Below are 26891 nucleotides of genomic sequence, written 5' to 3'. Positions count from 1 at the left end.
TTTTTGTCTTTATTCTTACTTATTGCTTTGAAGTCATTGAAAGATTGCTAGTGAAACCTACTTTCCATTGTCAATTCGATATTTAAAACGCTGTTTTTTATCAACTTAAATGTCAATATGCAGTGGTGTTTTTTTAAATTTAAAAGAATTACAAACTAACACTATCTAAGCATGAGCACATCAAATCTTCACAGGAGAGATTGGTTAAAAAAAATGGCACTTTCTGTAGGTGCAGTAGCGGTAGCGCCCACTGCATTATGGGCTGCAACCGTAGAAGAAGCACAAAAAAACAATCAAAAGTTTTTATACAGAAATACTTCTTTTGACGAATTCACTCCGCCGCGTATGCCAGATCTAAGCACGGTTAAGGCGCGCTTGGTTTGGAATGAAAACCCACACGGTCCATCTAAACTTGCAGCTAAAGCTTTTCAAGAAGCTGTATGGGATGGTAATCATTATTCTTGGTCCACTCTTGGTCAATTGGTCCAGAAAATTGCAGATAAAGAAGGGGTTACTCCTGATAACATTATGATGGGTCCGGGTTCCTCAGATTTACTAGAAAAAACAGCTTTGGTTTATTTTAGAGAAGGCGGAAACGTGGTAAGCGCAGACCCCAGTTATATGTCTCTTGTAAGCGTAGCTAAAGCTTCTGGAGGTTCGTGGAAAGCGGTAAAATTAACCGAAGATTATCAACACGATCTCAAAGCTATGGAGGCGGCGATTGACGTAGATACAAAATTGGTTTACATCACCAATCCTAATAATCCAACAGCTACGCAAACCGATACTGAAGATCTCAAGGATTTTTGTAGACGCGTTTCAAAAAAGGTTCCGGTTTTTATTGATGAGGCTTATCTAGAGCTCGCTCCGGAAGGAATGGACGCAAGTATGGCACCATTAGTTGCTGAAGGTTATAATGTATTTGTAGCCCGTACTTTTTCAAAAATACACGGAATGGCCGGCTTACGTATGGGATATATGTTGGGCAAAAAAGAATCTCTAGAAGCCATCAACGATATCACGCGTGGCGGAATGGGAATCGCGGGACCAACCATTGCTGCTGCTTCAGCAAGTATGGATGATGAAGCCTACCTGACAGACTGTAAAGATAAGATTAAAGAAGCTAGAGATTACACCACCTCCTACTTAGAGTCTCGAGGATTTGATTATATGCCTTCTTCTACAAATTTTGTGATCTTCCCGATCCCTATGGAAGGAGATGCATTTCTTGAAAAGATTTACGATAAAAAAGTGGTCGTTCGGGCGTTTCGTTTTTGGGATCAAAACTGGTGCCGCGTGAGTATGGGAGCCATGGAAGAAATGAAATACTTTACCGATGCGATTGAAGAAATCCTCGTCTAATTATGGATATTAATCTTCAAAAAACCTTACTCTTTCTACTCTTTATAGGAATTGGTATCCTATTAAAAGTAAAACTCAAGAATAAATCTGAGCTAGCCGGCATTAAAGTTATTATACTCAATTTAGCATTACCGGCTACAATTTTCATTGCATTGATTGGTGTCAATATTGAAGCCTCGCTTCTACTTTTGCCCATCATTGCGCTTTTACTCAATGTAGTTCTATTTTTTGCGACGCCTTTAGTCTTTCCTTTATTAGGGATCAAAAAAGGAAGTCCTAATTACAGAACAGGACAATTACTGCTGTCATCACTGGCACCGGGACTAAGTTGTTTTCCTTTTATTTTAGAATACTTGGGAGATAGCTACCTGGCAAAAGCAGCAATGGCCGATTTAGGAAATAAAGTTTTTGTATTACTTGTTCTTTATCTGGTGGCAATGCGCTGGCATTATAAAACACAAGAAATCGAGAACACTTCTAATAGGGCCAAATTTAAAAGCCTTTGTATAGCAATGGTTTCAGAACCTGTTAATCTGTTTATCATCGCAGCTTTGATCTTATTGTCCTTCGGTTTTCATATGAACAATTTGCCTTTTATTGTAAGTGAAAGCTTGAGCAGGCTCAGTTTATTAATGACACCTTTAGTATTGTTATTTATCGGTCTTTCCGTAAAAATTAAAAAAAGACAATTTGCTCAAATTATTTCAATGCTGCTTTTAAGAGCTGGTATTGTTGTGATTCTGGGAATAGCATTAATTACTGCTGTACAAATTAACGTTGCTCAAGATCGGCTGTTATTGTTGGCTTTTGGGCTTAGTGCTTGTAGTTTTTGGCCGTTTGCGCACATCGCTGCAGTAGACGCTCAAGAAAAGCGTGTTTTAAACTTCAAGAAGACGTTTAACCAAAACTTTGCGATCAACATTCTGGCTGTATCCTTCCCACTTTCTGTGGTGCTTATTTTAGGGATTCTTTCTGCCGGAACTTTGTTTGCTTCAATAAAAACTATGGTTTTGCTTGCAGGTATTTTGATTGCAAGCGGATTGATCTATCCGGCGTTTATGCTTGTTGTAAAAAAGAAGACAATCGCTCAAATACAATCTCTGGATACTGAAACCGGCGATTCTTATAAACTGAAGCGTGTAAGTGAAAATTAAAAAGTCTCTTCTAAACAAAAAAAGACCGGCTCAATGCCGGTCTTTCTATTTAAAAATAATTCAATCTTAAGTTGAATCGTTTTGATTATCTGGGATCAAGAATAAGATCTATACGCTCCATTAAATCCTGTAAGTGGTAACGGCTTAAAGCATCACCGGTTCTACCAATTGCGCTGCGTACGCTACGCTTTAAGGTATTTAATTCGGCACGCGCTATCGCTCTAATATCAGATTGACTAACATTAACACTCGTTGCATTACGGCGACCGCTTTGCTCTTCAGTTAGAAGGTATTTTAGGCGTTCTACATAAGCGCGTTGTAAATTACGTCTGTAGGTATCAATTTTCTTACCTGAACGCAATTCGCTGAATATTCCTGAACGTAGGTCGTTCATCATTTCAGTTAGCGTATAAGCTTCCTTGCCGTTTAGCGTTTCGTTTTCGATCATACGACCAAGACGGCCAAAATCTAATACATTTTCTAATGTACGAACCTGTAAACCGCGTATGCGTTCCACATTTCCGTTATTCTCAATTTTATTCAAGATGTTGTTATCAATCATCCATTCTGGAGTTGTGAATAATTGATCTTGTAAAAATTGCATACTTTCTTCCTGACGCTCTTTAGGTACAGGAATAAATACAGCTCCTTCTTGATCATAGGTTTTGTTGTATTGATATACACCACCAATATTATTACTCACGTGACCCATATAACGATTAAACTGCGTTAAAACCTGGCCATACAAGGTTTCAAGATCATCATAATCCTTACCATCTTCTGAAGTCCAGCTGATAAGGTTAGGAATGATACGCTTTAGGTTTTCGATACCATAATTACTCGCTTTTACAGCGTCATCACCTAAATCTTCCGTTTGCGAACTTGGGTCAACAACACTCCATTGTTGTGCTCCAAAACGATATAAAGGATCTCCTGCGTGCTCTAAAATCCACTGATCAAGAATTGGTTTTTCTTCCATCCCTTCTTTATCTAAAATAGGACGATATCCCCACTTGATAGAGTATTTATCGTAAACTCCAATATTAGGCATCATAGAAACGTCACCATCTCCCGGTTGAGCCACGTAGTTAAAACGTGCATAATCCATAATAGATGGTGCAGTCCCGTAATTATCTGTAAAGCTCTTAGAACGTAATGAATCTACAGGATACGCAACGCTACTTCCCATATTATGCGGTAAACCGAGCGTATGTCCAACTTCGTGTGAAGAAACAAAACGAATTAAACGTCCCATAATTTTGTCTTTAAACGCTACTCCTCTAGCTTCAGGGTTTTTAGCAGCAGTTTGAACAAAATACCAGTTACGCAATAACGTCATAACATTGTGATACCAGTTGATGTCTGATTCTAAAATCTCACCACTACGTGGGTCGCTTACGTGAGGCCCATTTGCATTAGGAATTGGCGATGCTAAGTAACGTACTGTTGAGTAACGTACATCTTCAGGAGACCAGTCTGGGTCTTCTTCTTTCGTTGGAGCTTCTTTAGCGATGATAGCATTTTTAAAACCTGCAGCCTCAAAAGCCACCTGCCAATCTTCTATACCTTCCTTGATAAACGGAATCCATTTTTTAGGAGTCGCGCGGTCAATGTAGTAAACGATCTGCTTTTTAGGCTCAACAAGTTCGCCTGCTTTAAACTTAGCCTCGTCTTCCGGTTTAACTTCTAATCTCCATCTATCTAAATAACGCACTGTTTTACTTTCTTGAGCGTCCAGACCATAATCTACCTGCCCGCGAGCAAACCAGCCTACTCTTCGGTCAAAATAACGACGCTCCATAGGAACTTTTGGTAACAAAACCATACTGTTGCTCATCTCTACTGTGATAGAACCTACACTTTCGTTACTTGGCGGATTTCCGGCGTTATAGGTTTTTACGTGGCGTGATTCAATATTTAATGGAAAACTCTTTAAGCTTTCTATATAGCCTCTGCCCTTATCTACGTTACGCACTTTGTATGATTCCCTGTAATAGCCAGGCAATCCTAAAGCTTGCACATCATCAGAAAACAGGTCGTTTACCTGAACAACAGTCGCAGTAGAATCTTTGTTGATGGTTTTTACATCAAAAGAAAATAGAACCGGCTCAAAATTAGAATTGCTCACCGCTTCGTGAATAGGTAAAGAATCTGCGGCAAAAATCTCATGTGAAACTACACGTAACAAAACCTTTTTGTTCTTCTTTTCCCAGCGTAAAACCTGTGTATTGGCTTTTCCTCCACCAAAACCTATTCCGGTTGCGGTTTTAGCGATTCGGGTAACCATTAACATTTCACGATTAAAAAGACTGTCAGGAATTTCGTAGAAATAGTCATCTTCTACTTTGTGAACGGTAAACAAACCTGAGTCTGAGACCGCTTCTTTTGTAATTACTTTGTCATAAGCTTTGAGATCGCTTTTAGACTTTTCTTGTTTTTCTTCGGTGGCTGTACTCGCATTTTTTTTCTTTTGCTTGGTACTCGCACAATTCACCGTCAACATCGCGAGCATAAATGTCGCAATGGGGTAAAGTTTTAATTTCATTATTACATTTTAGAGTTGCGCCAAATTAACACTCCTTAACAACATATGCTGTTAAGAATATCTTAACAAGATTTCTTAAAATGTAGTGAAATTCAGTATTTGTAAGATATTTGGAAATTTTTTAGCGTTTTACACCTTCTGAATAACAAAATTTATAAAGCAAAAGTGCACAAGAATATTCACAGCGTGAAGCTCAGAATTTACAATAATAGGCTAGAATAGCTTTATGTCCATAGTAAAAGACATCTAAGCACTCGCTTGATTTAAAAGCGCTAAGGCATCTTCATCCAATTGAAGTTTTAATGCTTCATCAAAAGCGGTTAAATGATTTTCTTTAGTCGCGCTGACTATAGGAGCAGTGACACCCGGTTGGTGTAGCGTCCACGCAATGCTTAAGGCGGCCGGTGAACAGTCATAACGCTTCGCTAGAGTTTCTAAGGCGTTTAAGACTTCAAAACCTTTTGGAGTGAAGTATTTTTTAACAAAACGCTCGCGTGCTTTTCCTGAAGCTTCTTCCGCCGTTTTATATTTTCCGGTAAGGAAACCGCTCGCTAAGGTAAAATAGCTGGTGACACTCAGGTTTTCTTCTATACAAAATTCTTGATACGCACCTTCAAAACCTTCACGTTCCATTAAATTATAGTGCGGTTGTATAAATTGATATTTGGGTAAGCTTTCCGTTTTTGATAATTCTAGTGCTTCACGCAGTACCGCTAGCGGAAAATTTGAAGCTCCTATTTCACGTACTTTACCCGCATCGATTAGATGTTTATAGGCTGCAAGCGTTTCGCGCTGCTCAACACTGTCATCATATTTATGACTAAAATATACATCTACATAATCAGTTTGTAACCGCTGTAAACTAAGATCTATTTGCTCTTTTATATAACTCGCAGATAAATTATTAGATTCATCGCCTATAGGACTGCCCACCTTGGTTGCAATGATCACTTGATCGCGGTTTTTCCGCTCTTTAAGCCAGGCACCGATCATTGCTTCACTTTCACCTCCAGAATTCCCTTCGCCCCAATAAGAATATACATTTGCAGAATCAATAAAGTTGAGACCGCGTTCTAATAAGGCATCTAACAGGTAAAACGACATTTTTTTATCAGCCGTCCAGCCAAAAACATTTCCTCCAAAAACCAATGAAGGAACTTTAATTTGAGATTGAGATTTTCTTGATGCAGCCATAAGTCTATTTTTACATTTAAATTTACAAAAGCCCGTGAGCCTTGCTTATGCTTTGTGTTTAAAGTATTGTTAATCTGTACGAATCACAGCTGCACATCGTTAAATGATAGTAACTTAGCGAACTAGCTAACCAATTCAATACTTATGAAAAAATTACTTAGAGCCCTTCTTGCAGGATATGGAGCAAAAAAAATTGGCGGCGGTCGTTGTGGATGTATTGGTACCATTGTGGTTTTTATCATTTTATACTGGCTTTTAGGCTTTGTTTTTGACGTTCTTTAAGCACACGCTCCCTAAAAATTGAAAGAGGCTTTACACGATTGTAAAGCTTTTTTTGTGTAGTAAACTGTTGGAATACATCGGGCTTTTAAGCATTTTATAACTTTAAGGAATAAAGAAATGTTCCTAAATTAGATGCTTGATTCATCTTCTATGGCTGTTAACAAAACAGATGCTTACGAGAAAAAAAAGTACAATGATTTTGGTCTTGGCGAGAAAGCTACCTCAGGGCATTATCGGGTGATCAATAAAGATGGTACGTTCAACATCAAAAAGAATAACGTACCGCTTTTAGAAAAGATCAACTTTTTTCATGCGTTGGTTTCTATGTCCTGGAGTAAGTTTTTACTCTTGGTTTTAGCAACATATTTCTGCGTCAATCTGCTTTTTGCAAGTATCTATATCCTCATAGGAATTGAAAACCTTACCGGAATTTACGGCACTACAACACTTGAACAATTTATTGAAGCCTTCTTCTTTAGTGCGCAGACCATCACCACATTAGGATATGGTCAAGTGGCGCCTACCGGCATTTTAGCCAATATTGTGGCAGCCACAGAATCTATGCTTGGTTTATTGGGTTTTGCGTTAGCAACCGGTATGGTATATGGGCGTTTTTCTAAACCTGCCGCAAAACTCAAATACAGCAAAAGTGCAGTGATTGCTCCATATAAAGATATTAATGGTTTTATGTTTAGAGTGGTCAACCCGCACGGCAATCAACTTCTAGAGCTTGAAGCTACCGTTGCTTTGTCTATGCTGCGCGAAAATTCTAATCTACGTAATTTCTTTCCGTTAGAGTTAGAGCGATCTCAAGTGGTCTTTTTACCTGCCGCCTGGACGATCGTGCACCCAATAACAGAAACCAGCCCTTTTTATAGGTTGTCAAAAGAAGAATTAATGATTAAAGATGCAGAGATCATCGTTACGCTTAAAGCTTTTGACGATACCTTCTCGCAATCTGTTTATTCACGAACTTCCTACAAATATTCTGAAATTGAATGGGGTGCTAAATTCACCTATCTCATTACGCATGAAGGCGGAAAAATTTCAATTGATGTAAGCGGCATCGATAATACCGAAGCGGCACAACTCAATCACTATTAAAGTTTTAATAAAGCACCCCGCTAGGCCGTTAGAGATCAATATGTTTGTAAAAAGTGCGCTTTAACTGACTTTATGAGACAATCACTCTATCTATTTATTCTAAAATTACGCAACCTGCTTGCCCAAAAGTTCAAGCAATATGACGCCAAACTACCGTATTTAATTACTGTTTTCATCGCGCTGATCATTGTAGTTTTAGGCGTAAATGTTTTTATTGAATTGACAGATACCCTAGAGTCAGATATGCTAAATGAATGGGATTCTAAAATTACAACATACGTGATTTCACACCGAAACCCAGCGCTCACCAAGTATTTTATGTTTGTGACAGACGTAGGTGATCTTTATGGCTACTTGATAGTTATGGGGCTTTTTGTTGGGATTTCTTACTTCATTTTTAAACGTTGGAAATACGTTGCTCAAACCGCATTGGTCCTTCTTCTCGCTTCTATTTCTAACGTGATTTTAAAGCGCTTTATTGATCGCGCACGGCCAAGTATTGAGCATTTAGTTTCGGTAGAAACGTTGAGTTATCCTAGTGGTCACGCAATGAGCGCCATGGCATTTTATGGGTTCCTGATCTATCTCACCACTCAATTTAAGATCAATAAATGGGCTAAAATAGCGGCTATTACTTTTCTTGCATTCATTCTGCTGAGTATTGGCATAAGTCGAATTTACCTAGGGGTACACTTTCCGTCAGATATTGCAGGCGGATTTATAGCTGGTTTTATCTGGGTAATATTTTGTATCCTTCTTTTTAATGTTATCGAACTTTTCAGAAGAGATCCCAGAACACATTAGTCTAGAACGGGTATCCAATCGCGAAGTTTAAGATAGGATTTTCGAGATCCCAAGACCAACGTGATCCTTCGGCTAAACTCGGATCGTGAAACGGCGCTGCGAGATCTAGTCTGATCACAAAATTCTGAATATCTACACGCATTCCGAAGCCGCCTCCAATACCCAGTTGCTTCATAAAGTCACTTCCAAAAGTATCGCCCTCAAGAGCTTCGTTATCTGTGGTGTTCCAGACGTTACCGGCATCTACAAAAAATGCGCCTTGCAGTAAACTCACGAGTGGAAACCGGTATTCTAAATTGGCCTCTAGTCGCAAATTTCCTGTTTGATCGTAATAGCTAAACGTCTCGCTATCTTCTGGTTGATAAGTCCCCGGACCCAATGAACGTGTTCTAAACGCTCTCACACTATACGGCCCTCCGGAAAAGTATTGTTTGGTATACGGCACCACATCTGAATTTCCGTAAGGAATACCTACTCCGGCAAACAATCGGGTAGCAATGGTTTGCTTTTCGGTGAGTTTAAAGTGGTATCTAAAATCAGCATCTACACGTGCAAATTGGGCATAATCTAAACCGAAGATATTTTGTGGTTTTTCTCCGCTTGCAATTAAACTTAAGCTATTACCGGCTGTTTCAAAATTAGCATTGAGATAAATTTGATGTTGACGTTGAGTATCGATCATTCCGTTGTAAATAAAAGAATAGGTCAAACCGGAGATGAACTGCTGATCAAAACTCGTACGTAAAAATGGATTTTCATCCAAAATCTGTTCAAATTCGTCTGTGGTATTGGCTAAGGAAACATAATTGATCGCCACCGGATTGATCTCGTGCGTAACATATTTATTGGCTTGCCATACATAACCAAATTTTGCTTCAACAGAACCTAAAGTAAACAACTGCGTTCGGTTCAAATAAGAAATCCCCATCTCGATCTTCGTTTTGGGAATATCATACTTGAAATAATTTTTAGAGATTTCAATAGGGAAAAGCATTCGCGGAAAGATCAATTTTCCGCTTAAACCTAATTGTAAACTTGTAGAACCACTATTACTTCCAGAACCACCTGCTTGTACCTCGTAAGCTCCATCAAGAGAAATATTGAGGCTTTCCCCACCTTTAAACAAATTGCGATTAATAAAGGTCAATCCCAACCCCGGACCTGAAAAACCATTTGATTTGGTTACGCCTTTTACCTCTGCCCTAACCGCTCGTTTATTTAATGGGGATAAATAAATATTGGCTTCTAAAAGTCCTAAACTGTCCTCGGCATCGGTATCCATTTCTTGGTAGCGAATGTTCACAAACTTATAGGCACCTATTGACCCCAGACGTCTTCCGGTCGCTTTTGATTTTGACGGACTATATAATTCTCCTTCTTCAATCAAAACAAAGGGGTCTAAACGTTTGGGTTTAAAATAAACTTCGTCCTGAATGAAATTCTTATTTGCAAATTGGGTGGTGTCTAAAGTTGTGCTATCTATATCCACACGATTATTAGGGAAGATATTCACTTTCCCTATTTGATATGGAATAATCGCTTTTGAGGGAACATCTTTCTTTAAACGTAAATACTGATCAAAGCGCTTATTTTTATATTGATTGGTATCGGTCTCAAAAATCAAAAAAGCACCATTAAAGTTATAATAGCCTTCACCTTTTAAATAGGTGTCTATGCGCTCGCGTTCAGCTTTCATAGCACTTAAATTGAACGGCATATCCTTTTTTAAAAGGGTTTCATTCATCGAATTTTGAATCTTAGCATACACCGGAAGCGTATCAGTATCCAATTGATACGTTTTCAGTCGGTAAGGCTTTGTAAGTCGAAGCGAGTAGATTGCTTCGGCCTCTTTACTGCTAGTGTCTCTTACGATCTCAGAACTTACGGTGCTATAGAAAAACCCTTTGTTCTCTAAACGATTAAGCAAAATTTGCTCCATCTCGTAAGTTTCAATATCGGTATCATATACCGGCTCTTTTCCAAATTTTCTATTCAAGAATTTATTTAGAAATCCAGGTTTTTCACGTTGAGCTTTGTAATGGTAGTAAAGTCCCGGGTATCCGCCCAAAAATGAACCTACAGGTTCTGGTCGCAAAGCCGCTTTCAAATCGGTTTTAATAGCATCCAGATTTTCTACCACAGAATCCGGTGTAATATTGACGGTCTCTTTTGTATAAAGATATTTCCCCTCTGGAATATAGCGATCTACCGAACATCCGTAGCACACAAGCATGAGGAATAGCACCGCAAGCAGGTTTTTATTCATTTTCATTAAAACTGTTGACTTACTCATTAGTATCTTCCTCTTCTTCGGTTTTAGCAGGAAACATCGACTGCCATAATTCGGTAAACTTGTTGAACTCACGCGTAAACTGTAGCGAAATACCGTTTACGATGATCTGACCATCAATAATATTTTCAAACTGACTGCTGCGATATCCGCGTAAGCGATAGCGCCCATCTTCGGTTAACAGATATTCTATACTCACGTTGCCTACCACAGGCGCGTTTCCGCTATCAGTATTTCCGCTGCCTTGCAGATCAACAGCGCTCCCCACACTTACCACTACCCGATCGTTAAATAAACTTTTCTGAGCTGCAATATCTAATGTAGTACGATCAGTAGGCGCGCTTCCTTGATAATCCGTATAGCTATCTAAACCAAAATTTAGATTAAAGCCGGTGTCGCCTAATAGTTTATCTGAAAACATATTCAACTGGTCTGAGATCGCGTCGTTTAAGTTGTCACGTGCAATAGCTGCAGTACCACCGCTGCTTCCGTCTGATGAAGAAGTGGGGAAAAAGCGATTAAGTACCAGAAGTGAGAATACCTGTTTATTCAATTCATTCTCCTGTTGATTCAACTGCTGCACACGGCTATACACCTGGCCGCCAACTGCCCCGCGACTACCCTCAGGAATATCTAGATTAAAACTGATAATAGGCTGCATCAGTTCGCCATTGATATTAATATACACCTGAAACGGTACTTCCTGACGGTATTGCATTTGTGTACTGATATCTGCTCCGCTAGTTTGAGAAGCCATCAGTCCGCTGGCCGAAGTTTCTACGCTGTAATAGGCCTTGATGTCAAGATCAGCATCAAAAGGATCGCCTGACCAGGTGATACGGCTGTCAGGAGCGAGTTCAAAACGGCGGTTAACAAGATTGTACAGGCTCATTTCGTAGTGCCCATCTGTCACGTCGTAGCGACCGCTAAGCGTCATTCTTCCGTTAGGATACATATCAAATTCAAAATCCCCGGTACCGCTCACTTGAAAATTATCTCCGGTTTGCTCATCGATCACAAGATTAAAAACCGCACCTTTTTCAATACCAAAATTCGCATCAATTGTAAAGCCCGAAACCGTATACGAGTCTTCCTCATTATTGGTTAAAATCGCATCCGGATTTTCTTTATTCACAAATAGCACAACGCCTTCTTTAGATTCAATTTGCACTTCTGATGGTGGAAGTACATAAGTCACATCAGTATTTGAATTTACGGTGAGATCAAGTGTTACTTTAGGTAAATTAAGATCTCCCGTGATTTGAGCATCAGCGTCAAAAACGGCAGTTCCGTAAACCAAATCAAAATCATCTTTAGTTGAATTGATCGCTTTAAAGTTGGTTGCTTTAAGATCAAGATCGAAAGTTGGATTCACAAAACTTTCGGTTCCAATGCTTCCATTAACAACTATTGGATTAGCATTCTCATCTTCTACTCTAAGATTATTAAAAGTGACTCCCTCATTGTTCAAATTCAGCTCTTCATTTTTGAGAAGGAACGATGCATTGAGTTTGGTCACTTCAAACTTTGCATTATCAAATTGAAAGGCGCCTTCATATCTGGGTTCTGCAGTGGTACCAGCTAATTTCATCGCTCCGCTGATCGTTCCTTCTGCATTTGATAGTTCCCCAAAAGATAATTTTTCAAGCGCAGCCACGTCAAAGCGATTGAGATCCAAGTTAAGATCAATTTGGGCAGCCATTTCATTTGCGGTGTAATTCCCTTTAAGGTCCAGATCTGCCACACCCTCTTTGATCGCCATTTGAAAATCATATCCTGAATTACTTATAGAATTTCCTTGTGCGGTAAGAACCCCCATATTTGTTTCTAGTACTTCAAAGTCTTTAATATTGAGGTCTAAAACCATACCCGGACTGGTATATGGATCTTCAACAGCAAATTGACCGCTAAGTTTACCACGAGCCAACGCAGCATCAGGATTGAGCAAACTCATAATATTAGCGAGTTTAAAATTCTCAAAATTGATCCCCAAATGTTCTTTAGAAATACCTTGTAAATTATTCCCGGCGGTTATGCGCTGGTTGTTGTACGACATTTCAAAATCTTCAAAAATCGTATTGGTCTTGGTTAAAGTCACCGAATTATTCGGGTTGATCTCCCACGGCTTTTTATTCAGAATAAAATCGTCAGGATCGATTTGAATTTTAATATTGTCTTCTTCCAAAGCGATTTTATAAAGCACGTGCACCAGCTTTTCCTTATCATGCATAGAAAGAAAATCAATGTACATTTTACTGTTGGTCACCCTTCCGCCAATGCGTGTATCTTGCATATCTACCGGTCCTGCGATAAGTTCTTTCAGCCCAAAACCAAAGTCCATATTCTCTTTGTTAGACACCATTTTTAGTGCAAGACTGTCTATCGTATAGCCGTTATAATTGATATAAGGCAATTGAATATCTGCATTAAGCGTGCGCTTATATTCATCAAAATCAACCGATATATCAACCGTATCTAACTCTCTAAGATTAGGAATGAATACTTCGCCTAAAATGGGTGCTTGATGCACAGTCCCTGTAATTTTCATCAACACGGGATCCTGAATAGAGTCTAGAACGGGGTTTTTCTGCAAATAGCGTTTAAAGTGATTTTGTACCGAAGTGATCACCTGCTGCGGATTTGCATTAGATTCTAGATCCAGATTGAGAATTCTGTTGCTGATGGCTAACGAAGTCGTATCAGGCTTTACATACGCCGAAATATCAAGATCACCCAACTGATAAGCCCGGTCATCATAAACCGCTACCCCTTCATTGATCTGCGTTTGAATCTCATAATCTTCGGGATCCCCTTTAAAAGTTCCCTGAAGCGTTAAAGCTGCTTTTATATTTTGTTCGGTAAGACCTAAAGCCTGCAAATCAGCTCCTATGAGATCCAGGTTTATTGCAGCTTGAGACGCAACAGAATCTAAAATTACCCGCGCATCTAAGGTCATATTTAGATTTTCATCTTTATAAGCCGTTTTTAAATCCCCGGTTCCTGACTTGAACGCACCGTTGATCCCGAGATCTTTAAAGGTGTAATTATTCAGTTGAATACTGTCAATGGTGGCATTTACTGTGGCATCAAGCGTGTTTATGCTATTCCCGGCACCTTCTGCCTGCAGTTGTAGTTCAACAAAACCCAATTGCTCATTTTGCAGCAACTTGCCTAGATTGACCTGCTGCGCGCTAACGTCGCCCTTAAACTCAAGCGTATCGCCAAAACTGGCATTTCCATCAAGCCTCACAATACCATCTGTAGTGGTTAAAACACTTTTTGTAGCAGCTCGGGTTGTAGTACCTTTTAACGATCCTTGCAAAGTAACTTTTTCCGGAAATTGTACACCTAATGCTTGCTCATCCACAAATCTTCCTAAATCTTGTTTAGCGCTTTTTACTGTGTATACCGGTAGGTTATATGACAAATTCTCTGGAGTAGAAGCGTTGTAAATACTTCCTTGTACTGCAAGACTTGTTTGATTTCCCCAATTAATACGTGTAGGTTTTAGATCAATAGCATCAAGTTTCCCCGAGAGATTTAAGCTTCCGCGTAGTGGTCGTTTACTTAGGGTCGCCAGATACTCATTAGCACGTAATTCCGGTGAAAATTTAAACAGCGTGTTTAAATTTAGGGTCAATTGCGGTATGTTTAATTTAAGCGCTGCGGAACCGGGTTCTTCAATAAACGCATTTAGGCTGCTATAATCCAGTTGAAGCGTTCCTGCTAATGCATTCTGATTAAGTTGAAAAGCGATATTATCCAGATCTAAACGTGTATCGCTTACATGTAGGTCAAACGCCAACTCATCTAAATTCATCCCAGAAACTTCCTTAAAATCTGCACGAGTTACGTGTGCTTCTAAATTCTGGTCTTTCAAGTTTATGCCCTCTAAGTTTAGATTTAAAGCAGAAAGTACTATCGCATTCGGATTGAAACGTCCCGCACTCGGTTGCGCCCCATCAAGCGTATACTGAATTGCATTATTCTCTAAATTTATTTCGCCAACAGCAACTGTAAAAGGCGGCCAGAGTTCCTGAGAGGTTTCCGGTAATGTTTCAGCTGGCGCCTCTTGTTTTACAACAGTTTGTAAAGCCAAGTTTACCACGGAGTTTTTCAGCAGAAAATCTTCAACCTCAATAACTTTGTTTTTGAGATCTATTTGAGGAATATGCGTCTCTAATACTGCAAGCGTGCCATCGGCAGCAATTCCGTCTGGTGTTGAGGCGTAATCAAAGGTTACATCTTCGACCACTAATTCCCCAATACGCAAAATTGGCAAAGGGACTTCAGTAGTATCGGCTGATGGCGCGATGGGTTTTGTTTGTTTATAAACGACTTTAGTATTGGCTAATCGTACATCACCAATATCTAAAAGCATGTCGTCAAGATTGGTTTCTCGCATTTGAACCTCAAGCGCTCCTAAATTGAGATTAGCCTGCATACCGGTAACTTGATCTGCGTAATTTAATTGGATATCCTTAAAGTCAAACGTACCCAGATTTAACTGAAGCGCTGTGGTATCTTGCGCTGTTGGTGTGGGTTGTACACTAGTAGTATCTGTCGCGGCAAAGGCATCTATCAAAAATTGATAATTATAACCAGTTATGGAATCCTTGCGTACAACATTTGCCCTTACTCCTTCCCAAGTGACATCATCCACACTAATGGGACCGCCGGTAATTACAGACCATAAAGGGATTTCTGCTTCTAGATGTTTGCTAAACACCAAAGTATCTCCCTGGGTATCTTCGAGATACAAACCATCTAAAGAAATGTTTCCATTAAAGGTGACAAAAAGCTTATCTATACGAACTTCTGTATTGATTTTATCCTTTACATAATTTACAGCTTTGTCAACGATGATTCCTTGTCCCCACGGACTACGAACAAAAAGCACTAAGAGTATAACCAAAAGCAAAAGCACTCCTATAATTTTTCCTAAGATCTTGAGGATTTTTAAAAGGATTTTCTTGCTTTTTTTGCTCATAAAGTGGGAAATACTTGGGCTAAATTGTTTTAGCTTCAAAAAGCTAAAATACTATTAATACCAGTGTTGACCGTACCTACAAGTATTAAAACCTTGTTATAGTTTTCAGTAGAAGCAGTTAAAACCAATTTGATAACGTTTTAGAATTTTTAAATTCTAGAAAAATTGAAAACTATGAGTACTAAAGAAAAAAGTAAAACAGATTATAATGCAGATCTTACCAAAGAAGATTTAGATCTTTTGAATCAAAAAAATCTACATAAAGATGGCGGTGTTGATGAGCAGCTACGCGATCGTGAAAAACCTGTAGATTTTACCGGCAAAGATCTGGATATCCCAACCGGAGAAGACCGTTCAAATATGAAGGACGAGGAAAACAAATTGTACAGTCAAGGAGGTTCCAGAAACAACAACCTCGAGGAGCAGAAAGGAGAATTATAAAATTGAAAAAAGCGAGTCTATCTTGAGACTCGCTTTTTTAATATATTTTTCAATCGCTTACTCTTCCTTAACGATCATAATGTTAGCTTTCACTCCGGTCAGTAAATTCCATTCGTTAGAGCTAATAACGTTTCCTGAATCATCATAGACCGTAAAAGAAGCGGTGTTGGGTCCTGAAGAGCCTTGATTCAAAGCTTTAAAAGATATTCGGTTGAATCCCCTTTTTAAAGGAAGATAAAAACTAGACCAGGTCTCGGTTAACCAAATACTAGGAACAACAACTTCGTCGTTCATTAATACAGCCACGCGGTCCCCATCTACAAATTGATAATCTCTACATACAATTTTCACTTGCTGTGCGCCACTGTGAAAAGTTCCCAGATCTTGATCTGATTGATGTGCAGGTGTATCAGATTTATCGCTTTTTCTATTTGCTTCACGCTCATTCATCATATCTGTATAGCGCTGCCCGCTATCAGCAAAATCTTCTCGCTTAAGCATATAAAATTCGGCAGATTCCGGTGCACGCAGTTGCGGGCGCTCGGTAAGCTTTCCGTCAGGACCTATACTTAAACCACCTCGTGAAAGCGGGATATCTGGTTGAGCTTCTGAATCTAATGGAACCGGCGTGGGTGTTCCTGCAGTATCTACCACAGCCGGAATTTTAAAAGAACCTTTTCGGCTATCTATCTGCGCTTGAACCATAGAAAATGACAATACAAACGCACCGACCAAAATATATTTTAATCGAAAAGGGGTATTAAAGCGAAGTTCGTTGCTCATCAAGTTCAAAACGTTGTTATTCTTAAATACGTATTTATGCTGAATGTGTTGCAAATAGATTTACAAAGTTACAGCTATTCTAAAGAACAGAAATCGTGCCAACTGCATTTTTAGACGCATTTCAATCCTTAAATAATTCGTAATTATTCGTATCTTCAGTGGGTAAATAATCAGTTTTAGCTATGATAAATTATAGATATACAAAATATCACATTTTCAGAGGGAGTTTACTCCTACTCCTAATGTTTTTAATTCAGCCTTATTTAGGGTTAAAAGTCTATGCGCAGGATACACAGAAAATTGTGGAATATAAAGGGACAGTAGTTGATGCACAAACCGGAGACGCGTTGCCTTTTGTAAATCTTGAAATTGCTGGTACCAACATTGCCACCGTGACCAATAGCGAGGGAAATTTTTCTCTAAAACTTGACGAGGCTATGCCCAACGCAAAAGTTGCGATCACTTACCCCGGTTATAAGAAGCTTTTGGTCATCTTAAAAGATCTCGCAAAAACAAATAATGAAATAGCTTTGAGCGCACAACGCTTTGAATTGGATGAAGTCAGCATCAGCCGACCAAAAGATGCGTATACTTTAGTAGCTAAAGTTTTTTCAAATCGAAATCAAAATTATTTAGATACCGAAACCTATATGACTGCTTTTTACAGAGAAGCGATCAATAAGCGCAACCGAAGCGCATCACTCGCCGAAGCTGTAGTTGCGATTAAAAAACGCCCATATACCAATGCAGGTTCAGACTTGGTGGGCGTCTATAAAGCGCGAAAAAGTACCAATTACAATCGTTTAGATACCTTGGCGATTAAATTACAAGGCGGACCGCTCAATGCGCTTTATGCCGATCTGATCAAATATCCTGAATATTTTATGACGCCTGCAACCTTATCTAATTACGACTTTTCATTTGGCGAACCACTTATCAATGATAGCAAAATGGTTTATGTGGTAAACTTTAAACAGAAAGAAAACATATTAGATCCGTTATATTATGGCAAACTCTACATTGAAGCAGAAACATTTGCGCTAACCAATGCGATCTATAATATGAATGTGGAAAATCGCAAACGTGCATCAGAACTTTTTGTAAAGAAAAAACCCAACCGTGTAAAGGTTTATCCTTCCGAAATTAGTTATCGGGTAGATTATCGCAATACAGATGGTAAATGGTATTATAGTTATAGTAATGTACAGTTGGAATTTGTGGTAAACTGGAAACGCAAACTTTTTAATAACAAGTATCGAATAAAAAGTGAGATGCTTATAACCGATTGGGAAGAAGAATTAGGCGCACAAAACATTACCAATAAAACTAAATTTAAGAGCAATACGATTCTAGCTGATGAGGTTTCAGGATTTAGAGATCCTGATTTTTGGGGATCTTACAACGTGATTGAACCTGAGAAATCCATTCAACAGGCTATTGATAAAATACAGCGACAAATACGTAGAGAATAACTGATAAGAAAACATACGTAACAAATAGAAGCTTATTCTAAAGTAAGTCTCTGCTATTGATATCTGTAAATGGCCTTTTAAAAAATAGGCACAATAATTGATAAGTTTTCAAATATTCACTTAAAAACTTATCATTATGCGAAATTCTACTTCCATTCATGCAGGATCAATGGCAGATATTGCCTTTTTAATGCTCATTTTTTTTCTTACCACCACGACCATCAATACGGATCAAGGTCTTGATCAAACGCTACCGGAAGATTGTAAGACCGAAGACTGCGCAACCAAACTGCTAGAGCGAAACATTTTTGAAATTCACTTAAACGATCAGGGTACCTGCTTAATTCAAAATAAAATTTCGTCTAAAGAAGAACTCGCAAATCAACTTATTGATTTCGTTGGAAACCAAAGCGGTAGTACGATCGCTCCAGAAAATCCAGCAGAGGCGGTAATTCGGCTTGAGGTTTCTCGTACCAATTCCTATAAAGATTATGTATCAATAATGGATGAAATTAAAGCGGCCTACTTACACATGCGAACGCAGTACAGTCTAGAAAAATTCAGTAAAAATTTTAGTGATTTGAATGCAATTGAGCGTAAGCTCGTGCTGAAGCATTATCCTCTTCAACTTTCTGAAGCAACCAAGTAGTTAAAGTCCGGCACCGAGTAAGCTATCTTTTTTGAGCTCTTTTGCTATAACTTTTGAGAACTGGCTAAGGTTATACGGTTTGGTGATCACGTCATTCATTCCGCTTTCCTTAGCTTTTTGTTTGATATAATTAGCTTCGGCAGCCGTAAGCGCAATAATCGGAATGGTTTTGTCAAACACCCTGATCTCTTTTGTAGTTTCATAACCATTCATACCCGGCATATTGATATCCATCAATATTAGGTCGAAATGATGCTTACGCACGCGCTCTAAGGCTTCTTCGCCGTTTTGAGCCTCAAATACCTGAGCATTTTGCTTTTCTAGAACACGGCGCGTAACCATTCGGTTGATCTTATTATCATCTACGATAAGAATACGCTGATTGGTTAAATCGGTTAAAACTTCCTCCTCTTCAGCTTCTCCTTTTTTACGCTTTCCTATAACTTCTAAAAGCGTTGCTTCCTTAAAGGTAATGGTAAAGCTAAACGTACTTCCCTTGCCCGGTGCACTTACAAGATGAATATCTGAGCCCATTTTGAGCAATAATTTTCGTACGATAGGTAGGCCAAGACCCGTTCCTTTATTCACGGTGTTTACGTGATCAATCTGACTAAATTCATCAAAGATCGATTTGTGCATCGCTGCCGGAATTCCAATACCATTGTCCTCTACTTCAAAATAAATGGCGTGTTTGCCATTAGCCAAATGATTACTGCGCAAGCGTAATGCAATAACACCCTTCGGCGTAAACTTTACTGCATTGCCAAGAATATTGAGTAGTATTTGTGAAATACGTCGTGAATCTCCTACCACATAATTTGGAATAGAAGAATCAACATCACAAATGATTTTACAATCAGAATTTTTAAGACTATTCTGATCAAAACTATTGGCCAATTCTTCTGCAAGCAATTTAAGATTGAAAGGCTTCTCAATAAATTTAAAACTTTCATCTTCTAACTTTGAAAGGTCTAAAAGGTCATTTATGATCTCAAGCAAGTGGTCTGCACTAAATTTTAGCGAACCTATTTCTTCCTTATATTCTTTAAAAGCTTCACTTTTTTCTAGCAACGCCACAATACCCGTAACACCATAAAGCGGAGTTCGCATCTCGTGACTTAAATTGGAAAAGAATTTGGTCTTTGCTCGTTCACTCCTTTCGGCACTTTCTTTAGCCTGCTTAAGGTGTTTATTATTGACTTTAAGATTGCGAATTAACCCCAAACGTAATTTCTCGCTATAAAATAGATACGCTAAAAAGAGCACCATTAAACCGATTATCGATCCCAATAAAACCGACTGGGTTTTCTTTCGCTTAAGGTCTTGATCCAAAATCTCTTGTTTTAATTCGGCATCATTGCGCTCTCGTCTGAGTTCTTCAGCTTCTAAACGCGCTTGTGCCAGCTGAACCGTCTCTTTGGTTTTAGTGAGCTCTTTATTCTGATAGTAATCAAAGTACTTTTGATGCACCTCGTACGCTGCTTCGGGCCGATTATTTTCAGCTAAAAATTGAGCGTATTTGTTATAAAAATTAAGGGCCAGATAAGACATTTCAAAGCGCTCTATAATATCATAAGCACTTTGATAATAGCTCAAAGCTTTATTATTAAAGTCTAATCCTCTGTAGTAATCACCCCATAAAATATCTAGATAAGCCTTAGGATCATCGTACCTTAAAGTATCTGATTTATAGGATTTTTGAGCCTCTTTAAGATAAGGATACATCATCGTGTAGTTTTCCTCATCTCTATAAATTTCAGCAATATTTAAAGCCGCATCATTAAATTGATCGCTATTAAGCCTACGCTGAATCACTAAAGATTCCTTATACAATTTAAGCGCATCGCTTCTTCGGTCTGGAAAATAGGATAAACTGGCAGCGAGATTGTTTAATCCCCAAGATATCAGCGTATCATTTTTAGAAAGCTTCGCATAATGCAATGCTTTTTCTGCATAATCAAGCGCAGGAATAGTATCACTTAACTGATCGTATGTAAGACTGAGATAATTATAACCGTGAAAAAGAAAACCATTTTCACCCTTTTTAGAAGCTTGATTAATTAAAGTAGATGCAACTTCAATAACACGATCATATTCGTGTTGCTTATTAAGTTGACGCAACTCACGCAACTGCTTCTGGAGAGGAAGCTTTTGAGTTGAGTCTACATCATGAGCCACAATAGCCGGACGTACAATGCTAAAGCAGAACAAGAAAGCAACAAATATAAAAGTTGGGTGTAGGTTTTTCAATTACATCATTTAAGTAACCAGGGCAAAAGTACAATTTTTATCGATTAAAAACACTTTTAAAAACAATTTTAATTCTTCAACTATCTAATTTCCATTAGTTAAGTATAAAAATTACACTATAAGGGTTTTTGGTTTCAATTAGTAAGAATTAAGCTACTTTAAGATAGCGTGTACTCCTACAATTACAGAGAAATTACCAGAATTAATTGGTCTATATTTGCACTCATAAAAATTGCCAGTAATGAATATCGTTCTGAATCCTACTTATTTTCCTGATATAATTACCACTGCTGCCCTGGTACAAGCAACTGAGGTTCGTTTAGAGGTTTGCGACAATTATCAAAAACAGAGTTATCGTAATCGCATGTATATAAGTACTTCTAACGGCACGCTACTTTTAAATATCCCAATCAAGCATACTAAGACTGAAGGGCATAAAAAGACCACAGACGCATTGATAGAAAACAACTTTTTATGGCAGCGTCAACACTGGCGTTCTATTGTTATCGCCTATCGTACTTCTCCCTTTTTTGAATTCTATGAAGATGATCTTTATCCTATTTTTCACACACCTTATGAGAATCTGCTGGAACTAAACAAAGCTACAATAGCGTGTATTTTAGAAATGCTTGATATTGAAATAGATTTTACCACCACCGCAGAATATAAGAAGGAATTTAATGATCAGACTGATTTACGCTTTTTAGCAAACGCAAAGCGCAAAAACCGATTAGTTATTCCTGAATATCGTCAGGTATTTAGTGAAGAAAATGGTTTTACGCCGCATTTGACGGTTCTTGACCTTATATTTAACTTAGGTCCTGAAGCGTTACCCTATCTTCAAAGTCTGGACTTAAAGTTCTAAAATAGCCATTATAGGAAAGTGATCTGAATAGGTCACGTCAAAATTCTCAAATGCACGCACCTTAAATTCCGGATCTGAAAGTATAAAATCTATACGCAGCGGTATAATATCAAAAATAAAGGTTTGGCCAAAACCGCTTCCCTGCTCTGCAAAAGCATCGGTTTTTTCTCCGTTTATCTTATTATAGGTATACGAGAAAACGGTGTTGTTAAAATCTCCCGCAACGATCTTTTTGTAAGGGCAAGCTGCTTGATGCTCCAGAAACAATTCCACTTGATCTTCCTGCTTTTTAAAAGCCCTACCCAGACGTCCAACCAATGATTTTGTATTTTCTTGCTCGAGGGCTCCTAATTCAGGTGTGAGCGCCAAAGATTGCATATGCATATTGTAGATACGTAGGGTATCTTGCTTTTTTACAATATCCACAAAAATGGCATTGTTAAAAGTACTTTCAAAATCCAACGAACCTTGATTGATTATCTTATACTTTGAATAAATAGCCTGAAGACTACTTCGGGTATTTGCATTAACACCAAAATAGTGATACGGATAATTTAAATCAGGTGCGCCGTGATTTGAAAATTCCTGATAGCATACGATATCAGGATTTGCTTGTGAAACAAGTGCTTCGTTTCCCGCCTGAATCGTATCTCTGCTGAAAGACTCACTTCTGAAAACATGCGCATTATACGTTAGAAGACTGATTTGATGTTCTGAAGATTCAAGCTCCGCCGGAAGGGTTCCCGACTCAATTTTATACAATGTGGTGTTATGCAACATCCACAATCCCAAAACCAAAATAGACAGTAGCATTTGTCTTTTAAAAAGCAGCAACCAATATACTGCAAAAGCTAAATTAACGGCAATAAGCACCGGTATAATGAGTGTAAGCACTGCTATAGGTGGAAAAATCTTTGGTGGATAATACGGAAGTAAATAACCTACTAGAAGAAGTAACGCAAAGACACTGTTAATGAGAAAAACAAATTTATTCCAGAGGTTTAAGTTTTTCATCAATTGTCTTTTCCGGCCTTAAATAAGAAATCTTTTTCTGCTTTAGAGAGGCTATCATAACCACTTTTGCTTATTTTATCAAGAATAGCATCTATTTGGGCTTGCTGTTCATTTTTTGAAACCCGAGAGCCCGAACGATACGTGCGTTTTTGTGCATTGGTCTGATTCTTATAAACCGTTTTCATATTGGCTTTTTTAGCCGACTTAGGCTTCGATTTAAACAGATTTACAACACGGTCAGCTAGACGCTCCCACCAGAGACCAATGTCATTACCTTTACTCAATTGCTGTGCATACACATAGCCAAAAATAGCTCCACCCACGTGTGCCAATAGTCCGCCTGCGTTACCTGAACTTGGTATTTGGATCAAATCTGTAAGTACCACAAAAACACCGATATGCCATAGTTTGACATTGAAAAATATCACACGGACTTCAGTATTTGGAGTATATGCGGCAATAAAGATCATTATGGCTCTTACCGCTGCGCTTGCACCTACGAGATACGCACTTGAAGTAATTAAAACCGGAAACAAATTATAAGCCAATACAAAGAGCACACCTCCGGCCAATGCGCCTAACAAATAAATAGTTAGAAAACGCTTTTCAGTAAAAAGATTGAGCACAATCTGACCAAACCAATACAGGATAAGCATATTCCAGAAAATATGCCAAAAACCTGCGTGCAAAAAGGCATACGTTAACAAAGACCACGGCTGAATGAGCAATCGGCTTAAGTCTGTAGGTAAACTAAACCATTGACTAAAAATAGATCCTGAATTCAGCATCCATTCTAAAAGCATAAAACCTATCCAGACCAACACGTTGATCACGATAAGTTTTACGACAATATTAGCCGTTTTGTATTGATAACTTAAGCTTGGTCCTGCCATAGATTAATACCAGCGTTTATCGTTAAAACTATTTTTTTTCCAATACCACATCATTATAAATCCAAATATCGCTCCACCAATATGCGCAAAATTGGCAATGTTTGCACCAAATATTGAAAAACCGGTCACTCCCGAAAACAAATCGAGCAAGATCAATCCCGGGATAAAAAACTTAGCTTTTATTGGAATTGGTAAGAAAATTAAGAATAATTCAGCATTAGGTAATAACATTCCAAAGGCCACTAAAACACCATAAATTGCTCCTGAAGCACCCACCGCCGAAGTCGAAAATGCTTCGATCATTCCTCTCACTTTGTCCGGCTCATTAATATTAGGATAACTGTACTGACCAGATTGTTGAATACTCGTAAATGCTTTATTTACGGTATCACTAATTTCTGAAGGCGTTAAGCCTGCATTGATCAAAGCCTCATACCCCGCTTGATAATGGTAATAGCCCACAAGTGTATGAATCAAAGCTGCACCCAATCCTGCTGAAAAATAAAAGAAAATAAACTTATTACGTCCCAAGGATTGTTCAACCGGCCCACCAAAAGCCCAAAGCGCATACATATTAAATAGAATATGAAAAATACTACTCTGATCGTGCATAAACATATGCGTAACCGGCTGCCAGAAATGGAAATTAGGATTTTCAGGGAACCACAGTCCAAACAGTTGCACTGCGTTAGGTATTAAAAACTGTGACCCCAGAAAAAAGATCACATTGATGATTAAAAGTACTTTTACAGTTTCGGTTATTCTACCCATTAATCTGGTTTGAAATGTTTAAACGCTCACAAGCGCTTTTAATTATGCGTTAAATTTACGATCCAGCTCGTCTATTGTAAGCGTAATAAACGTTTTTTTAAGAAAAGGAGATAAGGTTGGCTCTGTACACGCAAAAAGTTTATTTACTAAATGCTCTCTAGAAAGCTCATCTAACTTTTCACCGGTTTTCACCGCCATACTTTTTGCCATACTCTTGGCAAGCACATCCGTCTGGCTAAAACCGGTATCCGGAACCTCTTGTTCCACGTCGCTTAAAAGTTGCTCTAACACTATAGAAACCTCACTTTCTTGAATACTCGCAGGAATTCCTGAAACTTCTAAAACGCCGGCCTCAGGCATACTTAAGGCGAAGCCTGTATTTTCTAAAGAATCTTTCAATTCTTTTAAAATATCAATTTCTGAAGCTGAAAAATCTAAACGCAGCGGAAACAACAACTGCTGACTTACCGATTCTTTTACGGTAATATTCCGAAGGAATTCTTCATACAATACCCGCTGATGCGCTCGACTCTGGTCTATGAGCATCATCCCACTTTTAATCGCGCTTACAATATATTTATTGTGTAATTGATAGGTGTTTGCCGAATCACTTTCGGTCTCCTTAGCCTCACTAAAGCCTTTACTTTCCTGTTCTACAAAAAGCGATTCGGCCTCCGGCTCGTTTTCAATTTCAACGTGACTAAAATTGCTGGTGTCGTTTTTTCTATCAAGTCCGGCATACAAATTTTCCCAGCCGGCAGCACTTTTCTTTTCGTAAGTTGGCGCACTGCTAAAACCGCTCGTCTTCACTTTCTGCTCTTGCTCAAATGGATTAAAATGACGATCCACTTCGACTTTAGGCACTTGAGCTTCCTTGTTCTTGTACGAGTATGGTGTATCCATATTTGACTCTCGATTAAAATCAAGAATCGGCGCGATATTAAACTGCCCCAGACTGTGCTTAACGGCAGCTCTTAAAAGAGTATAGATCGCTTGCTCATCTTCAAACTTCACCTCAGTTTTAGTAGGGTGAATATTGATATCAATGGTTTTAGGATTTACTTTTAAATAGATAAAATAACTCGCACGAGCGCGATCAGGAAGCAAACCATCAAACGCCGCACTAACCGAATGGTTAAGATAAGGATGCTTAATAAAGCGATCGTTTACAAAGAAAAACTGCTCTCCTTTGGTTTTTTTTGAAAACTCAGGTTTAATGATAAACCCGTCGATATTTACAATTTCTGTTTCTTCAGAAACAGGAACCAATTTCTCATTTGTTTTAGGGCCGAAAACTCCCACGATACGCTGACGCTTATTCGTTTTAGGAAGGTTGAAGAGTTCGCTATCATTGTGATACAGCACAAATGCAATCGCCTCGTGTGCCAAGGCTACGCGCTGAAATTCGTCAATCACATGCCGTAATTCAACAGCATCTGATTTTAAAAAATTCCGCCTTGCGGGAATATTAAAAAACAAATTTTTTACCGCTATCGAAGTTCCTTTAGGCGCTGCACAGACCTCTTGATTTTTTATCGTACTTCCTTCAATCTCAATACGCGTTCCTACCTCTTCATCTTCGGGCTTGGTTTTGAGATCTACGTGTGCTACCGCAGCGATGGAAGCTAAGGCTTCCCCTCTAAACCCTTTAGTGCTTAACGCAAAGAGATCATCTGCAGCAATGATTTTTGAAGTAGCATGACGCTCAAAACTCAAACGAGCATCTGTGGGACTCATACCCTTTCCGTCGTCAATGACCTGTATTAAGGTTCTTCCGGCATCTTTAACCACTAATTTAATGGTGGTTGCCCCTGCATCTATGGCGTTTTCTAATAACTCTTTTACCACCGAGGCCGGCCGCTGCACTACTTCTCCAGCAGCAATCTGGTTGGCAACGTGATCAGGTAAAAGTTTTATGATATCAGACATCTGGTAGTTTTACATAAACACCCATAAACGTTCAGCAAAATAAAGCTGACGGAAATGGGTGTGGAAAATTTTTAATCGATACGGTTTATGGGAAGCAAC

General features: G+C 38.7%; 19 protein-coding genes. 9 read left to right on the top strand and 10 right to left on the bottom strand.

Annotation, left to right across the window (positions count from 1 at the left end; translation table 11 throughout):
* Positions 1 to 171: 171 nt before the first annotated feature.
* Together BUA96_RS07635 and BUA96_RS07630 are read left to right on the top strand one after the other, a co-directional pair.
* Positions 172 to 1362, top strand: a complete 1191-nt coding sequence (locus tag BUA96_RS07635; protein WP_072981970.1) for a pyridoxal phosphate-dependent aminotransferase — start codon at positions 172 to 174, stop codon at positions 1360 to 1362.
* Between the two features lie 2 nt (positions 1363 to 1364).
* On the top strand, positions 1365 to 2516 hold the full coding sequence (locus BUA96_RS07630; protein WP_072981968.1) for an AEC family transporter: 1152 nt from the start codon (positions 1365 to 1367) through the stop codon (positions 2514 to 2516).
* An 85-nt stretch (positions 2517 to 2601) separates the two neighbouring features.
* Here the strand turns inward: BUA96_RS07630 and BUA96_RS07625 are convergent, their stop codons facing one another.
* Positions 2602 to 5061 (bottom strand): zinc-dependent metalloprotease, encoded by a 2460-nt coding sequence (locus BUA96_RS07625; RefSeq protein ID WP_072981966.1) that lies wholly within the window; start codon positions 5059 to 5061, stop codon positions 2602 to 2604.
* 246 nt (positions 5062 to 5307) lie between these two features.
* The gene (locus BUA96_RS07620) at positions 5308 to 6255 is read right to left on the bottom strand and encodes an aldo/keto reductase (protein ID WP_072981964.1); all 948 of its coding nucleotides are present in this window, start codon (positions 6253 to 6255) and stop codon (positions 5308 to 5310) included.
* Positions 6256 to 6399: 144 nt separating this feature from the next.
* Here BUA96_RS07620 and BUA96_RS17275 point away from each other — a divergent pair, with 144 nt between their 5' ends.
* The 3 genes from BUA96_RS17275 to BUA96_RS07610 all read left to right on the top strand — a co-directional run bounded on the left by BUA96_RS17275 (position 6400) and on the right by BUA96_RS07610 (position 8445).
* Positions 6400 to 6537, top strand: a complete 138-nt coding sequence (locus BUA96_RS17275; RefSeq protein WP_164916919.1) for a hypothetical protein — start codon at positions 6400 to 6402, stop codon at positions 6535 to 6537.
* A gap of 150 nt (positions 6538 to 6687) precedes the next feature.
* A complete protein-coding gene (locus tag BUA96_RS07615; protein WP_072982838.1) occupies positions 6688 to 7641 on the top strand; it encodes an ion channel in 954 nt (317 codons plus the stop codon).
* 72 nt (positions 7642 to 7713) lie between these two features.
* Positions 7714 to 8445 (top strand): phosphatase PAP2 family protein, encoded by a 732-nt coding sequence (locus tag BUA96_RS07610; RefSeq protein WP_072981962.1) that lies wholly within the window; start codon positions 7714 to 7716, stop codon positions 8443 to 8445.
* Position 8446: 1 nt separating this feature from the next.
* Here BUA96_RS07610 and tamL read toward each other — a convergent pair whose 3' ends face one another.
* Together tamL and BUA96_RS07600 are read right to left on the bottom strand one after the other, a co-directional pair.
* Complete coding sequence (gene tamL / locus BUA96_RS07605) at positions 8447 to 10717, bottom strand: translocation and assembly module lipoprotein TamL (RefSeq protein ID WP_072982837.1); 2271 nt, start codon at positions 10715 to 10717, stop codon at positions 8447 to 8449.
* Between the two features lie 13 nt (positions 10718 to 10730).
* Entirely contained in the window at positions 10731 to 15725 is a 4995-nt protein-coding gene (locus BUA96_RS07600) for a translocation/assembly module TamB domain-containing protein (RefSeq protein WP_072981960.1), read from the bottom strand.
* Between the two features lie 174 nt (positions 15726 to 15899).
* Here BUA96_RS07600 and BUA96_RS07595 point away from each other — a divergent pair, with 174 nt between their 5' ends.
* The gene (locus BUA96_RS07595) at positions 15900 to 16166 is read left to right on the top strand and encodes a hypothetical protein (protein WP_072981959.1); all 267 of its coding nucleotides are present in this window, start codon (positions 15900 to 15902) and stop codon (positions 16164 to 16166) included.
* A gap of 57 nt (positions 16167 to 16223) precedes the next feature.
* Here the strand turns inward: BUA96_RS07595 and BUA96_RS07590 are convergent, their stop codons facing one another.
* Positions 16224 to 16949 carry a hypothetical protein gene (locus BUA96_RS07590; protein ID WP_072981957.1) on the bottom strand — a complete coding sequence of 242 codons (726 nt, stop codon included), beginning with the start codon at positions 16947 to 16949 and terminating at the stop codon, positions 16224 to 16226.
* A gap of 182 nt (positions 16950 to 17131) precedes the next feature.
* Between BUA96_RS07590 and BUA96_RS07585 the strand changes: the two genes are divergently transcribed.
* Together BUA96_RS07585 and BUA96_RS07580 are read left to right on the top strand one after the other, a co-directional pair.
* Entirely contained in the window at positions 17132 to 18421 is a 1290-nt protein-coding gene (locus tag BUA96_RS07585) for a carboxypeptidase-like regulatory domain-containing protein (protein WP_072981955.1), read from the top strand.
* 136 nt (positions 18422 to 18557) lie between these two features.
* The gene (locus BUA96_RS07580; protein ID WP_072981953.1) at positions 18558 to 19070 is read left to right on the top strand and encodes an ExbD/TolR family protein; all 513 of its coding nucleotides are present in this window, start codon (positions 18558 to 18560) and stop codon (positions 19068 to 19070) included.
* On the opposite strand, the gene BUA96_RS07575 is transcribed toward BUA96_RS07580, so the two are convergent.
* On the bottom strand, positions 19071 to 21320 hold the full coding sequence (locus tag BUA96_RS07575; protein WP_072981951.1) for a response regulator: 2250 nt from the start codon (positions 21318 to 21320) through the stop codon (positions 19071 to 19073).
* Positions 21321 to 21561: 241 nt separating this feature from the next.
* On the opposite strand from BUA96_RS07575, the gene BUA96_RS07570 reads away from it, so the two are divergent.
* Positions 21562 to 22185: a WbqC family protein gene (locus BUA96_RS07570; protein WP_072981949.1), complete on the top strand. Its 624-nt coding sequence runs from the start codon at positions 21562 to 21564 to the stop codon at positions 22183 to 22185.
* Here BUA96_RS07570 and BUA96_RS07565 read toward each other — a convergent pair.
* From BUA96_RS07565 to mutL, 4 genes are read right to left on the bottom strand one after another with little or no spacing between them, the layout of a single operon-like run.
* A complete protein-coding gene (locus BUA96_RS07565; protein WP_072981948.1) occupies positions 22174 to 23199 on the bottom strand; it encodes an endonuclease/exonuclease/phosphatase family protein in 1026 nt (341 codons plus the stop codon). The two genes, BUA96_RS07570 and BUA96_RS07565, sit on opposite strands and share 12 nt — an antisense overlap.
* Complete coding sequence (locus tag BUA96_RS07560; protein WP_072981947.1) at positions 23199 to 24092, bottom strand: rhomboid family protein; 894 nt, start codon at positions 24090 to 24092, stop codon at positions 23199 to 23201. Before BUA96_RS07560 ends, BUA96_RS07565 begins: the two co-directional genes overlap by 1 nt.
* Positions 24093 to 24095: 3 nt before the next feature.
* Complete coding sequence (locus BUA96_RS07555; RefSeq protein WP_072981946.1) at positions 24096 to 24863, bottom strand: rhomboid family intramembrane serine protease; 768 nt, start codon at positions 24861 to 24863, stop codon at positions 24096 to 24098.
* A gap of 42 nt (positions 24864 to 24905) precedes the next feature.
* Positions 24906 to 26792 (bottom strand): DNA mismatch repair endonuclease MutL, encoded by a 1887-nt coding sequence (mutL, locus tag BUA96_RS07550; RefSeq protein WP_072981944.1) that lies wholly within the window; start codon positions 26790 to 26792, stop codon positions 24906 to 24908.
* Positions 26793 to 26891: the final 99 nt, after the last annotated feature.

The sequence above is a fragment of the Leeuwenhoekiella palythoae genome (assembly GCF_900130045.1).
Lineage (GTDB): Bacteria > Bacteroidota > Bacteroidia > Flavobacteriales > Flavobacteriaceae > Leeuwenhoekiella > Leeuwenhoekiella palythoae.
This window is presented reverse-complemented; position numbering and strand designations above follow the sequence as displayed.

Excerpts from the sequence above, each read along its gene's own strand:
- BUA96_RS07610 (WP_072981962.1), top strand. The coding sequence starts at position 7,714 with ATGAGACAATCACTCTATCTATTTATTCTAAAATTACGCAACCTGCTT.
- BUA96_RS07580 (WP_072981953.1), top strand. The coding sequence starts at position 18,558 with ATGCGAAATTCTACTTCCATTCATGCAGGATCAATGGCAGATATTGCC.
- BUA96_RS07595 (WP_072981959.1), top strand. The coding sequence starts at position 15,900 with ATGAGTACTAAAGAAAAAAGTAAAACAGATTATAATGCAGATCTTACC.
- BUA96_RS07625 (WP_072981966.1), bottom strand. The coding sequence starts at position 5,061 with ATGAAATTAAAACTTTACCCCATTGCGACATTTATGCTCGCGATGTTG.
- BUA96_RS07590 (WP_072981957.1), bottom strand. The coding sequence starts at position 16,949 with ATGAGCAACGAACTTCGCTTTAATACCCCTTTTCGATTAAAATATATT.
- mutL (WP_072981944.1), bottom strand. The coding sequence starts at position 26,792 with ATGTCTGATATCATAAAACTTTTACCTGATCACGTTGCCAACCAGATT.
- BUA96_RS17275 (WP_164916919.1), top strand. The coding sequence starts at position 6,400 with ATGAAAAAATTACTTAGAGCCCTTCTTGCAGGATATGGAGCAAAAAAA.
- BUA96_RS07615 (WP_072982838.1), top strand. The coding sequence starts at position 6,688 with ATGGCTGTTAACAAAACAGATGCTTACGAGAAAAAAAAGTACAATGAT.
- tamL (WP_072982837.1), bottom strand. The coding sequence starts at position 10,717 with ATGAAAATGAATAAAAACCTGCTTGCGGTGCTATTCCTCATGCTTGTG.
- BUA96_RS07620 (WP_072981964.1), bottom strand. The coding sequence starts at position 6,255 with ATGGCTGCATCAAGAAAATCTCAATCTCAAATTAAAGTTCCTTCATTG.
- BUA96_RS07630 (WP_072981968.1), top strand. The coding sequence starts at position 1,365 with ATGGATATTAATCTTCAAAAAACCTTACTCTTTCTACTCTTTATAGGA.
- BUA96_RS07585 (WP_072981955.1), top strand. The coding sequence starts at position 17,132 with ATGATAAATTATAGATATACAAAATATCACATTTTCAGAGGGAGTTTA.
- BUA96_RS07555 (WP_072981946.1), bottom strand. The coding sequence starts at position 24,863 with ATGGGTAGAATAACCGAAACTGTAAAAGTACTTTTAATCATCAATGTG.
- BUA96_RS07600 (WP_072981960.1), bottom strand. The coding sequence starts at position 15,725 with ATGAGCAAAAAAAGCAAGAAAATCCTTTTAAAAATCCTCAAGATCTTA.
- BUA96_RS07635 (WP_072981970.1), top strand. The coding sequence starts at position 172 with ATGAGCACATCAAATCTTCACAGGAGAGATTGGTTAAAAAAAATGGCA.
- BUA96_RS07560 (WP_072981947.1), bottom strand. The coding sequence starts at position 24,092 with ATGGCAGGACCAAGCTTAAGTTATCAATACAAAACGGCTAATATTGTC.
- BUA96_RS07565 (WP_072981948.1), bottom strand. The coding sequence starts at position 23,199 with ATGAAAAACTTAAACCTCTGGAATAAATTTGTTTTTCTCATTAACAGT.
- BUA96_RS07570 (WP_072981949.1), top strand. The coding sequence starts at position 21,562 with ATGAATATCGTTCTGAATCCTACTTATTTTCCTGATATAATTACCACT.